This window comes from Serratia sp. A07, from assembly GCF_058725505.1.
On record NZ_JBZXDO010000009.1, the window covers coordinates 165,148 to 177,761 of the forward strand.

At 59.9% G+C, this 12,614-nt stretch carries 11 protein-coding genes; 6 read left to right on the plus strand and 5 right to left on the minus strand.

Annotated features, from left to right (window positions below; genetic code table 11):
• Positions 1–3: 3 nt before the first annotated feature.
• Complete coding sequence (pgaA, locus tag AC4PR2_RS12375) at positions 4–2,460, minus strand: poly-beta-1,6 N-acetyl-D-glucosamine export porin PgaA (protein ID WP_492175165.1); 2,457 nt, start codon at positions 2,458–2,460, stop codon at positions 4–6.
• A gap of 581 nt (positions 2,461–3,041) precedes the next feature.
• On the opposite strand from pgaA, the gene AC4PR2_RS12380 reads away from it, so the two are divergent.
• On the plus strand, positions 3,042–3,479 hold the full coding sequence (locus AC4PR2_RS12380) for a type II toxin-antitoxin system HicB family antitoxin (protein ID WP_443014711.1): 438 nt from the start codon (positions 3,042–3,044) through the stop codon (positions 3,477–3,479).
• Positions 3,480–4,036: 557 nt separating this feature from the next.
• Positions 4,037–4,111 carry a membrane protein YpdK gene (gene ypdK / locus AC4PR2_RS12385; protein WP_099782600.1) on the plus strand — a complete coding sequence of 25 codons (75 nt, stop codon included), beginning with the start codon at positions 4,037–4,039 and terminating at the stop codon, positions 4,109–4,111.
• Positions 4,112–4,177: 66 nt separating this feature from the next.
• Here the strand turns inward: ypdK and AC4PR2_RS12390 are convergent, their stop codons facing one another.
• From AC4PR2_RS12390 to AC4PR2_RS12400, 3 genes are all read right to left on the minus strand, one after another.
• Entirely contained in the window at positions 4,178–4,702 is a 525-nt protein-coding gene (locus tag AC4PR2_RS12390) for a cytochrome b (RefSeq protein WP_443014710.1), read from the minus strand.
• 110 nt (positions 4,703–4,812) lie between these two features.
• Positions 4,813–6,042, minus strand: a complete 1,230-nt coding sequence (alaC, locus tag AC4PR2_RS12395) for an alanine transaminase (protein ID WP_016926818.1) — start codon at positions 6,040–6,042, stop codon at positions 4,813–4,815.
• A 119-nt stretch (positions 6,043–6,161) separates the two neighbouring features.
• Positions 6,162–6,701 (minus strand): GNAT family N-acetyltransferase, encoded by a 540-nt coding sequence (locus tag AC4PR2_RS12400; RefSeq protein WP_197795840.1) that lies wholly within the window; start codon positions 6,699–6,701, stop codon positions 6,162–6,164.
• A 168-nt stretch (positions 6,702–6,869) separates the two neighbouring features.
• On the opposite strand from AC4PR2_RS12400, the gene AC4PR2_RS12405 reads away from it, so the two are divergent.
• From AC4PR2_RS12405 to AC4PR2_RS12415, 3 genes are all read left to right on the plus strand, one after another.
• Positions 6,870–8,114 carry a DUF1479 domain-containing protein gene (locus tag AC4PR2_RS12405; protein ID WP_060419917.1) on the plus strand — a complete coding sequence of 415 codons (1,245 nt, stop codon included), beginning with the start codon at positions 6,870–6,872 and terminating at the stop codon, positions 8,112–8,114.
• 100 nt (positions 8,115–8,214) lie between these two features.
• On the plus strand, positions 8,215–9,906 hold the full coding sequence (locus AC4PR2_RS12410) for a sensor histidine kinase (protein ID WP_060419914.1): 1,692 nt from the start codon (positions 8,215–8,217) through the stop codon (positions 9,904–9,906).
• Positions 9,903–10,637 carry a LytR/AlgR family response regulator transcription factor gene (locus AC4PR2_RS12415; RefSeq protein WP_060419911.1) on the plus strand — a complete coding sequence of 245 codons (735 nt, stop codon included), beginning with the start codon at positions 9,903–9,905 and terminating at the stop codon, positions 10,635–10,637. The genes AC4PR2_RS12410 and AC4PR2_RS12415 overlap by 4 nt, the downstream gene beginning before the upstream one ends.
• A 4-nt stretch (positions 10,638–10,641) precedes the next feature.
• On the opposite strand, the gene AC4PR2_RS12420 is transcribed toward AC4PR2_RS12415, so the two are convergent.
• Positions 10,642–10,974, minus strand: coding sequence for a DUF2502 domain-containing protein (locus AC4PR2_RS12420; protein ID WP_019453817.1), 333 nt, complete (start codon positions 10,972–10,974; stop codon positions 10,642–10,644).
• A 397-nt stretch (positions 10,975–11,371) separates the two neighbouring features.
• On the opposite strand from AC4PR2_RS12420, the gene AC4PR2_RS12425 reads away from it, so the two are divergent.
• Entirely contained in the window at positions 11,372–12,601 is a 1,230-nt protein-coding gene (locus tag AC4PR2_RS12425) for an L-lactate MFS transporter (protein ID WP_033635420.1), read from the plus strand.
• The last annotated feature ends 13 nt before the right edge of the window (positions 12,602–12,614 follow it).

Genomic DNA, 12,614 nt, shown 5'->3' on the forward strand with positions numbered 1-12,614 from the left:
CCTTTAAAAACGATAATTCAGATCAAACGTCACGCCGATGTTCCGCTCGCGTTTGCCGTCGTACGGATGCTTCTCAAACTGCAGCATCGCGCCGGCGTCCAACACCCCGTTCCAGCTGATGCGCTGGCCGTAACCCAGCTGGGTGATCGGCTTGCGCGCATAGTCCCGCTGCCAATAGCTGCCGGCACCGGCCTGGAACTGCTGGCTCCACTCGGTCTGATAATGGCGATACAGGGTGTGATCGAGCGTTAACGACGGCAGCAGCGTGAAGTCGCGCTTCGGGTTGTAATACGGCACGTTCTCCTGGCTGTTGCGGCTGCCGGACAGCGTCAGGTTCATGTCCAGCCGATAGCGGGCGCCGGCGAGCAGCCGTTGCCGCCCTTCCAGGCCGTATTCCAGCCGGTTGTTGCCGTCCGAGAAGTGCGAAGGCGCCACGCTGGCGCGCAGCTCGCGGCTTTCGTTGTGCTGCCAACGCAGCCACAGGTTGCCGCCGTTGGCGCTGATGCCGTTGGTCAACGCACGCAGCGGCGTCTCGGCCGACAGGCGCGCCACCGAACCGCCGAGGCGCCATTGATCATTCAGGTCATACCAGGATGAGAGGCGCAGGCCGAGCTCATTGCCGTGGCCGTAGTTGCGGTTGGCCACCTCGGCCTCCAGCCACAGATCGCGCGAGCGCCACTCGGCGCCGGCGCTGAGATCGCGGTTGATGCCCTTGCCCTCGTCGAACTGGCCGGTGTTGAATCCCCAGCCGGTGAACAGCCGCCAGTTGTCGTCGATCGGCGGTGAATAGAGCGCGGCGTGAATGCCAAAATCGTGGCTGCCGCTGACCGGCCCGTCGGAATCGATGCCCTGATTGCCGCTGATGCGCAGTTCAGACATGTGGTGAATGCGTCGCGAACGTTCAAGCTGCTGAGCGGCGACGCTTTCCGGCGCGCGCTGGATGACATCGTCGGCCAGCAAATCCAGCTGGCGCCACTCCTGCAACTCCTGCGCGACATAGCCCTGCTGGATCTCCAACGGCAGGCTGCGCGGCTCCAGCCCTTCCACCTGCTTCAGCTCATCCTCGGCGCGACGCGGCCAGCCGCGCGCCAAATAAACGCTGGCCAAGGAGATGCGCAGACCCTGATTGCCCGGCGCCGTGCGCGCCAGATGGGTCAGCTGCCGTTCGGCCTCGGCCAGATCGCGTTGATAAACCCGCGACTGCGCCAGCAGCGATTGGCCGACCAGCCAGTCATCGTTGTAGGCCAGCGTCGGCAGCTGGTACAGGCGGGTCGCGTAGGGATAGCGCTGGCTGACGCGCTGCGCCAGCAACGCCGCCTGATCGATGCGTTCGTTCTCCGCCTGAGCGTAAAACAGATCGGTTTCGTCTTCGGCGGTCACCGCCTGCGGTGCGGCGGCGTTCAGGCGGCCGAAAATGGCCTGCGCCTTGTCCGGCTGCTGCAGATAGAGGTAGGCGGACGCCGCCCAGCGCTGGGCATAATCCGGCACCGTGCGCCCTTCCGCCTGCAGGGTTTGATACTCGCTCACCACGTCGGCCATTCGATAACGCGCCAGCAGCGCACCCAGGCGATCGATACGCGCCTGTTGGTAGCTGTCCTGCGCCTCCGGCAGCGGCCGCCACTGCGTCAGCAGTTGGTCATAGCGCGCCAGCGCGCGGTCGGCGATGACGAAACGTTCCTGTTCGCCGCGAGCATCGATAAACGACAGCCGCACCAGTTCGGCGGCTTCATCCGTCTGCAGGCGGCGCTGCTGCGCGGGCGGCAATGCCAGCCCCTGGCTTTCACGCAGCGCCGGATCCGCGACCCGATTTGCCGCCAGCAGCGTCACGTAATAAGCCTGAATTCCGGTGTCGGACGGCGCCAGCGCACGAGCATGGGTGGCGTTTTCCAGCGCCGCCCAGCTGCGGCCGGCGGCCTGGTCCACATAGGCGCGCGTCAGATACCACGTCGCCGGCTCCAGCAGCTTCTCCGCTTTTGCCGCTTCCGTTTGCGCCCGCACATCCTGCCCGGCATCTGCCAGCGTCATCACATAGCCGCGCTGCAGACCGCCGTCGGCGGGAGCGAGCTGCAACGCCGCACGCCAAAGGCGCAGCGATGGTTGCCACTGCTTCAGGTTGCGATAGGCGCGGGCCGCCGTCGCCAAACTGGCGCTATCCCGCTGCAGCGCAGCGCCGTCGGCACGCCAAAGCGCGACCACCTCTTCATCGTGGCCGGCCCAGCCGGCCACCTGGATATAATCGGCTCGCTGCTGCAGGCTCAACCCCTCCTGAGCGCGCCGCTGCGATAAATACGCCAGCACCGGCGCGGTATCACCCGACCTGGCCTGACGGATCAGCGCGTCATAGCGTTCATCCGCCAGCGCGGCGGCCGGCAGGGATAAACCGATAAACAGCAATGACGCCGCATATTTGGTGGCGTGGCGTTCGGTAAAGCGTAACGAACGCGAGTTAACTTTAGGCACGAGGTATTCCTTTAATCCGTGAGCTGCTGTCCTGGCAAAGTGGAAATGCGAGCAGGCACCCGAAAAATCGGCTAAGGCCGTCGGGTAATAAGCATGGAGTAATGAATATTTCTGTCTGGCGCACGCTTAAATAGAATCGAATGCGCCTTTGCCTAAAAAGAGTATTTTATAAATCTGCCGATGAATACCGCAGCCAGGTGATATCTGAATGAAAATGGAATTTCACAATTGTTAAAAAGTGAAATAATAAAAATTAAAACCATAAAAATCATAAATATACATTTTTATCATGATCAATATTCTCATCTTCATCCCTTCATGTGAAATTGTATAAAAACCGACGTGATATTTGATTTCAATTCTCATTATCAATCATTAATGGGGATGTTAATCCAAGCACCTAATTAAATAATCTTTCTTTCCGTAAAAAATAATAAGAATATTGCTAACAAGAAAATTAAATTTGCCTGCTAATAATTATTACTTTCAATTTAAATTCCCCCACGGCGACGTTCATGCTGGCTATCTCCCGGGCATGCCGTCACAATAGCGCCTCATTCAGGCTTCAATCAGGGATTGCCATGTACAGCCACTACCCCGCCCATTACACCTTCGATAGCGACAGCGACGCCTGGCAGATCGGTTTCCACGACTTCCCCGAGTGGCAATCGGCCTGCTATAAACGCGAAGACGTCGAGCTGGAAGCGCAGGAAAGCCTGCTGGCCGCCATCGCCGCCGCGATGGACGAAGGGCTGCCCCTGCCAGCTCCTTCCCCGCTGCAAACCGATGACTTGAGGGTACACCTGCCGGCGCTGGTGGCGCTGAAGATCGAACTGCACAACGCCATGCTGCGCAAAAACACCGGCAAAGCGGAGCTGGCACGCAAGCTGGGATTCAACAGCGGGCAAATGGAGCGGTTGCTGGATCTCGGCTACGCCTCGAAGGTTGAGGCGTTGGAGCAGGCGCTGTATCTGCTGGGCTACGAAGTGCGCGTGACAATAAGCGAAGTTTGCCAATAAGTTAGCGGTAGGTAAGCGAAATATTATCCGATGGGGCTAAATTTTCCCCATTGTGCGCCGATATGATCGTTACCTAATCACTTGTCGCAACAACGAAGGCTAAAAATGGAGTGGAGTCGCCGTCATATTTGGGCCGTTATTCTGCTGTCTTGTCTCGTTTTTTGGGCCATTTTGGTGACCGGCATCAACGCCGTCGCTTGAGCGCCTGCCACCGCATTGCAATACCCCGATTTTAAAACCCGTAGCGGCAGGCTACTTCCTGTCGCTTGCCCATAAAAAGCGTTATAAAACAGTCCGCGCTGTGCAAAAAACAGCCGAAAATTGTGATCAAAAACACAGTATTGAAATCAGACCAGTATTGAGAGTACATTAGCGCCGATCCTGTCGCGGTTCGGATTTTACCTCACGGAGCATGAGGCGCGACAACCGGACAACCCGTACGTGGGGCCGTTGTTCTTTCGCTTGGAAGAACCCACCCGACAGGCAGGTTGCCCATAAAATACTCAGCACAACAATCGGGATCATTGCTGGCGAGGACTCCAGACAGGAGTTGTTCAGTGAAATATTTTTTGATGGGCGTGTCATTCATGCTGGTTGCCTGGGTTGGCACCTTCATGTTGATGGTTGCCTGACAGCAGCCAGACCAGGAACACAGCCAAAGGGACGCGCAAGCGTCCCTTTGTCGTTTCGGCTTGCGATCATTTGCCCGGCATCATGCGGCGCAGGGTGTCGTCCTTGCGCAGATAATGGTGATACAGCGCCGCCAGCGCATGTGCGCCAATGATAAAGTAGCCGATGTTTGCCAGCGTCTCATGAACCGTTTTGACCAGCTTGCGCATCACCGGATCCGTCATCACCCACTGCGGCACCGGCCAGCCCAGCAAAGACCACGATTTCCCGCCGTAGGCCAGGGTTAACATGCCCAGCAGCGGCAACATCAGGAAAACCACATACAGCAGCCAATGGAAGATCTTGGCACCAACCTCCTGCCATTCTTCCAGCGGTGGCGTGGTCGGCGGCGGCGTGTGGAAAGAACGCACCGCCAACCGAATCAGCATCAGGGCAAAGACCGAAGCCCCAAAATTAAAGTGCAGATTTTTGACCATCGGCACCCACGCCTCCGGCACCGAATCTTTCAGCAACATCGCCGCATAGGTGAGGATCACCATCAGCAGCGTCAGCCAATGTAAAACGATTTGCGATCGCGCGTAGCGGTTGCTCATACACTCTATCCAAAAAATAAAATTCAGCGTAGATGAGCATAATGGGGAAATGATGAAGAAAACCTTGGGACGGAAAAAATAAGGCCGGGCGAACGCCCGGCCTGACAGCATTATTTGGCGCTGCCGGCCTTGCCCGGCTTCAGCAACCCGTCCGCGCGGAACATCGCCTTGATACCGCGCACCGCCTGGCGGATACGGTCCTGATTCTCGATCAGCGCGAAGCGCACGTGGGTATCGCCGTAGTCGCCGAAGCCGATGCCCGGCGAGACGCAGACCTTGGCCTCTGCCAGCAGGCGTTTGGCGAACTCCAGCGAACCGAGGTGGGCATAAGGCTCGGGAATTTTCGCCCACACGTACATCGACGCCTTCGGATTTTCCACCATCCAGCCGGCCTCGTGCAGCCCCTTCACCAACACGTTGCGGCGCTGCCGATACTGCTCGGCGATATCGCGCACGCACTGCTGATCGCCTTCCAGCGCGGCGATGGCCGCCACCTGCAGCGGCGTAAAGGTGCCGTAATCGTGATAACTCTTGATGCGCGCCAGCGCGCTGACCAGTTCAGGGTTACCGACCATGAAACCGATGCGCCAGCCGGCCATGTTGTAGCTTTTCGACAGGGTGAAGAACTCCACCGCAATGTCTTTCGCCCCCGGCACCTGCATGATCGACGGCGCTTTCCAGCCGTCATAGACGATATCGGCATAGGCCAGATCGTGGATCACCAGCACGTTGTACTGCTTGGCCAGCGCCACCACTCGCTCGAAGAAATCCAGCTCCACGCACTGTGCGGTCGGGTTGGACGGGAAGCCGAGGATCATCATTTTCGGACGCGGGATGGTTTCCCGAATGGCGCGCTCCAGCTCACCGAAGAAATCCACGCCGTCCACCAGCGGCACCGAACGCACCTGGGCGCCGGCGATCACCGCGCCGTAAATGTGGATCGGGTAGCTGGGGTTCGGCACCAGCACGGTATCGCCGTGATCGAGGGTCGCCAGCATCAGATGCGCCAGCCCCTCTTTCGAACCGATGGTGACGATGGCTTCGCTTTCCGGATCGATATCCACCTGATAACGATCGGCATACCAGCGCGAAATGGCGCGGCGCAGGCGCGGAATGCCGCGCGAGGTAGAGTAACCATGGGTGTCGTCGCGCTGGGCGACGGCGCACAGTTTTTCCACGATGTGCGGCGGCGTCGGGCCGTCGGGGTTACCCATGCTGAAGTCGATAATATCCTCGCCGCGACGGCGTGCGGCCATCTTCAGTTCGGCGGTGATGTTGAATACGTAAGGGGGAAGGCGTTCAATGCGCGTGAAACGGCGCTGTGGACTGTTATCAGCCATAGGGGATTCCTCGATAGACGTTAGCGCCCGGACCGTCCGAGCGACGCAGGCCAGCGAACTGACCGAATATCGAACATAGCGCAGCGCCGACGAGCTTGTCGATACCCGGCGCGATATTTTTATTTGCCGCCCTGAAACTCCGCCGCCAGCAGCCCGAACAGCCAGTCGTCGCACCACTGCCCCGCCAGACGGTAGTTGTCGCGCAGCGTGCCTTCCAGCTGAAAGCCGCACGATTCCAGCAGACCGCGCGAAGCGAGGTTGCCCGCGGTCACGGTGGCGGTCAGCTTGTGAAAGCCGCAGGCGTTCACCGCAAAATCCAGCACCGCCCGCAGCGACTCCTTGCCATAGCCCTTGCCCTGCCCGGCAGGCAAACTCCCGTATCCCACTTCCGCCTGCCGATACGGCACCCACTGCGGGCGAAAACCGGTAATGCCCACCGCCTCTGCGCTGTGCTTCTCACGCATCACCAGGCACAGCCACTGCTCGCCGTGTTTGTCCCAGGCCGGCAGCCGCTCCTCGAACCGGGCGCGGATCTCCGCTTCGCTGCGCGGATCGGAGATGTAACGGATCACCTCGGGATCTTGGTACAGGCGCAAAAACAGCGGCCAATCCTCGGCGGTTATCGACTGCAAGCTCAGACGTTCAGTGACCAGCCTCATAAAATCTCCGAAAAACGAAAAATAGGAACTTACGAATGAAAGATATTTCTTTATTTCCCCCGATGGGTTGCCGATAATCATTCACGTTAAAACCACAAAACCATAACGTCTTGCCCGATTCCCTACAACCGCTCGCCGCAGTCACTCATGCGGCACGAGGAGAACACCATGGCCTCTTTAGTCATCGACGATATTCCGCAAACGATCGTTAACGTCAAACGCCAGCTGCGCCAGGCATTGCCGAACTACCGCGACGTGTTTCTGGCGCTGGAAGAGAACATCCGCGGCCAGGTCGAACAGATCCGCCGCGAGCTGGCCGCCGGCCACAATCCGGTGCCGCAGATCGACGCGGAAGATATCCTGCAGCAGCGCGTCAGCGAGCAGCAGATAGCGCTGATCAAACAGCGCGGCGCCTGCGCCATTCGCGGCGTGTTTCCCCGCGCCAAGGCCGAGGGCTGGAACCGGGAAATCGGCGACTACCTTGAGCGCAACAACTTCGTCGAGCGGTTGAAAAACGCCGCCGAAGACAACTATTTCGGCAAGCTGGCCGCCAGCAAACCGCAGATCTACGGCATCTATTGGTCGAAACCGCAGGTCGAGGCGCGGCAGGATGCGCGCATGCATGCGGTGCAGGTGTTCCTCAACAGCCTGTGGGCCACCGAGAGCAACGGCAAACAGCATTTCGATCCGACCCGCGTCGCCACTTACGCCGATCGCACCCGCCGCCGCCCGCCGAACTCCTCGTCGCTGGGCCTGTCGCCGCACGTCGACAGCGGCACCATCGAGCGCTGGCTGGACGAAAACTTCCGCTATGTGTATCGCCACGTTTTCTCCGGCGACTGGCAGCAGTACGACCCCTTCGCCGCCGACGGCCGCACCGAGGTGCGCGAGATAGCCTCCCCGGCGGTCTGCTCGATGTTCCGTACCTTCCAGGGCTGGACGGCGCTGACGCCGCAGCGCACCAACGCCGGCACGCTGAACCTGGTACCGATCGCCAACGCCATGGCCTATGTGCTGCTGCGCGCACTGCAGGACGACGTCGCCGACGACGATCTGTGCGATGCGGCGCCGGGCCGCGCGCTGTCGATCTCGGAAAAGTGGCATCCCCTTTTATTAAGTGGGATTTCCCCTATTCCCGATCTGGAGCCGGGCGACACGGTCTTTTGGCACTGCGACGTGATCCACGCGGTGGAGAACGAGCATAACGGCGAATTCGACAGCAACGTGATGTACATCGCCGCCGCGCCGGGCTGCGAGAAAAACGATGCCTATCTGCAGCGCCAGCTGCCGAGCTTTATCGACGGCAGAACGCCGCCGGACTTCGCCCCCGACGATTTCGAGGTGGATTTCGACGGCCGCGCCACCGCCGACCTGCTGACGCCGCTGGGCAAAACGCAGCTCGGCATGGGCTGATCCCCCCGCCCGTGGCGCGCGCCACGGGCCCCTTTCGCTGTGGTATACTGCCGCCATCCGTAGGCCGCAGCGAGAACCCGTCGTGCACCCTTTTTTTGAAATGCTGTTGGCGGTGTTTGATCGCGCCGCGCTGATGTTGATCTGTCTGTTTTTCCTGACCCGCACCCGGCTGTTCCGCCAACTGCTGCAAAAAGAAGACCATACGCCGCTCGAGCTCGGCATCGTCACGGCGATCTTCTCGCTGTTCGCGCTGTTCAGCACCTACTCCGGCATCAACGTCGAAGGATCGCTGGTCAACGTGCGCGTCATCGCCATTATGGCCGGCGGCATCCTGTTCGGCCCCTGGGTGGGGATCGTCACCGGCATCGTCGCCGGGGTACACCGCTATCTGATCGATATCGGCGGCATCACGTCGGTGCCTTGTCTTATCACCAGCATCATCGCCGGCATCAGCGCCGGCTACATCAACCTCAAGGTGAAAAAAGAGCAGCGCTGGCGCGCCGGCATCGTCGGCGGCATGCTGTGCGAATCCCTCACCATGCTGCTAATCGTGCTGTGGGCCAAGCCGACCGAGCTTGGGTTGGACATCGTGTCGCAGATTGCCCTGCCGATGATCCTCGGCACGGTGTGCATCGGCCTGATCGTGCTGCTGGTGCAGAGCGTCGAGGATGAAAAAGAGGTGATCGCCGCGCGCCAGGCCAAGCTGGCGCTGGATATCGCCCACAAGACGCTGCCCTATTTCCGCAACATCAACAGCGAATCGCTGGCCACCATCTGCGATATCATCCGCCAGGACATCCGCGCCGATGCGGTAGCGATCACCGATACCCATCAGGTGCTGGCCTACGTCGGCGTAGGGCGCGAAGCCTACCCGATCGGCCGCGAAGGGCTGAGCCGCGTCACCCGCGAAAGCATTCGCCACGGCAAGATCATCATCAAGAACAACCTGGAAAACCCGGCGGCGCCGCAGATCCATTCGCAGCTGGTGGTGCCGCTGTGGGAAAAAGGCGAAGTGACCGGCGCGTTGAAAATCTACTACTGCCACGCTCACCAGATCACCAACACGCTGAAGGTGATGGCGGTCGGGCTGTCGCAAATCATCTCCACGCAGATGGAAGTGTCCCGCATCGAGCACCTGCGCCAGATGGCGGACAAGGCCGAAATGCGTGCGCTGCAGAGCAAGATTAACCCGCACTTCCTGTTCAACGCGCTGAACGCCATCTCTTCCTCTATCCGCCTGAATCCGGACACCGCGCGCCAACTGATCATTAACCTGTCGCGCTACCTGCGCTACAACCTGGAGCTGAACGACGAACTGATCGATATCCGCAAGGAGCTGCATCAGATTCAGGACTATATCGCCATCGAACAGGCGCGCTTCGGCGCCAAGCTGACGGTGATTTACGACATCGACGACGACGTCTCGGTGCGCATTCCGAGCCTGCTGATCCAGCCGCTGGTGGAGAACGCCATCGTGCACGGCATCCAGCCCTGCAAGGGTAAAGGGGTGGTGGTGATCGCGGTGAAAGATCAAGGCGATCGGGTGAAGATTTCGGTGAAGGATACCGGCCACGGCATCAATCAGGAAACCATCGATCGGGTGGCGCGCAACGAGATGCCGGGCCACAATATCGGCCTGCTCAACGTGCACCACCGCGTGTCGCTGCTGTACGGTGAAGGGCTGCATATTCGCCGCCTGGAGCCAGGCACCGAAATCGCGTTCTACATCAGCAAAAACGGCGGCAAGCTGCATCAGGAAGCGAGCGCGCCGCCGGTCGGGGAGGCCTCATGAAAGCCATTATCGTGGAAGACGAATTCCTCGCGCAGGAAGAACTCAGCTACCTGATCAAAAAACACAGCAATATCGATATCGTCGCCAGCTTCGAGGACGGCCTCGACGTCCTGAAATACCTGCAAACCCACCAGGTCGACGCCATTTTCCTCGACATCAACATCCCGTCGCTGGACGGCGTGCTGCTGGCGCAAAACATCAGCAAGTTCGCGCATCGCCCGTCGATCGTGTTCATCACCGCCTATAAAGAGCACGCGGTGGAAGCATTCGAGATCGAGGCGTTCGACTACATCCTCAAGCCCTATCACGAGGCGCGCATCGTCACCATGCTGCAAAAGCTGGAGGCGCTGCATCAGCGCCCCGCCGGTGGGGCGGAACCGACCAGCGCGCCGAGCCGTGGCAGCCACAGCATCAACCTGATCAAAGACGAGCGGATCATCGTTACCGACATCAACGACATCTACTACGCCGCCGCCGATGAAAAGGTGACGCGGGTCTATACCCGCCGGGAAGAGTTCGTGATGCCGATGAACATCACCGAGTTTTACGGCCGGCTGCCGGAAGCGCATTTCTTCCGCTGCCACCGCTCTTACTGCGTTAACCTGGCGAAGATCCGCGAGATCGTGCCCTGGTTCAACAATACCTACATTCTGCGGCTGAGCGATCTTGAGTTTGAAGTGCCGGTCAGCCGCAGCAAGGTGAAAGAGTTTCGCCAGCTGATGCGCCTGTAAGCGCTTACCAGCGCGGGCCCGGACGGTAGTAATAGCCGGGCGGCGGCGGTGGCGGCATGCGGTAATGCGGCCGGTCGCGCCAGTCGCGCGGCGGCGGCCCGTAGTAAATCACCCGTGGCGGCGGGCCATAATAGTACCCGCGCGGGCGTTCATACCGGTGGTGATCGGCCCACCAGCGCGGATCGCGCCAGCGATAGCCGTCCCAGTAGTGGCCGCGATTATCGCGATCGCCGATATGCAACGACAGGCCCGGCACGTTCACGCCGATGGACACGTCGGCCTGGCTCGCCAGCGGCAGCGCCAGCAGCGCGGCCAGTAACAACAGCGTTTTTTTCATTTCATGGACTCCTGCAGAGCGGACCTCGTCCGATCGCAGATAACATAGTCCCGCGCTCATCGCCGCTCTATAGGCGCAATGCCGATTTACGCCTTTCAGACGCATCCTTCACAATTTCACCACAATCGTTCACCGGCAGTTAACAATAAATCGTTGATATCTTTGATGTAGATCACGTGCCACCCACGGCATTTCACGCGCTTTTCGGTGCAAAAACGGCAGCTCACGCCGCATAACATGCATTTCATTCCTTCCACCGTGCAACTCATTCCCGATCCGCCGCCCGCCGGGGGGGCCGGCCATATAATAAGCCCATACCGCGGGAACCCAGCTTCACCCCGCAAATTTCAGCCAGCGGCTCACGCCCGGCAACGCACACACAGGAAGGAGACCGGCCATGAACACCAAACCGGCAAATCGCAGCTTAATCGTTCTCGGCACAATCATCTGTCAGATGGGCCTGGGCACCATCTACACCTGGAGCCTGTTCAACCAGCCGCTGGTCGACAAGTTCCACTGGGGGCTGGCGGACGTCGCCACCACCTTCTCCATCACCAGCTTCTTCCTGGCCTTCGCCACGCTGTTCGCCGGCAAGCTGCAAGAACGCTTCGGCATCCGCAACCTGACGCTGTGTTCCGGCATCCTGGTCGGCCTGGGCCTTATCGCCAGCGCTCACGTCAGCTCGCTCGACATGATCTACCTGCTGGCCGGCGTGGTGGTGGGCTTTGCGGTCGGTATCGCCTACATCTCCACCCTGTCCAACCTGATTAAGTGGTTCCCGGCCAACAAAGGCCTGATTTCCGGCATCTCCGTCGGCGCCTTCGGCAGCGGCAGCCTGCTGTTCAAATACGTCAACGCCGCCCTGATCGCCGACGTCGGCGTTTCCGGTGCCTTCTTCTACTGGGGCGCCATCGTGATGGGCCTGATCGTCGTCGGTTCCCTGCTGCTGAAAGAGCCGGTGCTGGCGACCAACGCCGCGCAGCAAGGCGCCAACGGTCTGGGCAACGACTTCAGCGTGCGCCAGATGTTGGCCACCAAAGAAGCCTACCTGCTGTTCACCATCTTCTTCGCTGCCTGCATGAGCGGTCTGTACCTCATCGGCATCGTGAAAGACATGGGCGTTCAACTGGCCGGGATGGATTTGGCCACCGCCGCCAACACCGTGTCCGCCGTCGCCATCTTCAACACCGCCGGCCGCATCATCCTGGGTACGCTGTCCGATAAAGTTGGCCGTATGCGCGTCATCAGCTTCACCATGCTGGTTACCGTGCTGGCGATTGTCGCGCTGAGCTTCATGACCCTGAACCACACGCTGTTCTTTATCTGCGTCGGCGCGGTAGCCTTCTGTTTCGGCGGCAACATCACCGTGTTCCCGGCGATTGTCGGCGACTTCTTCGGCCTGAAGAACCACAGCAAAAACTACGGCATCATCTACCAGGGCTTCGGCCTGGGCGCGCTGGCCGGTTCGTTCGTCGCCAAATACTTCGGCGGCTTCCACGCCACCTTCATGGTGATTGGCGTTCTGTCCGCCGCCTCTCTGCTGATTACGCTGTTCATCAAAGCGCCGAAGGCGGTGGAAGCGGAAACGGCAGAAACCACCCAAACGGCGGAGCTGGCCAAAGCCTGATACCCCGTGAAAA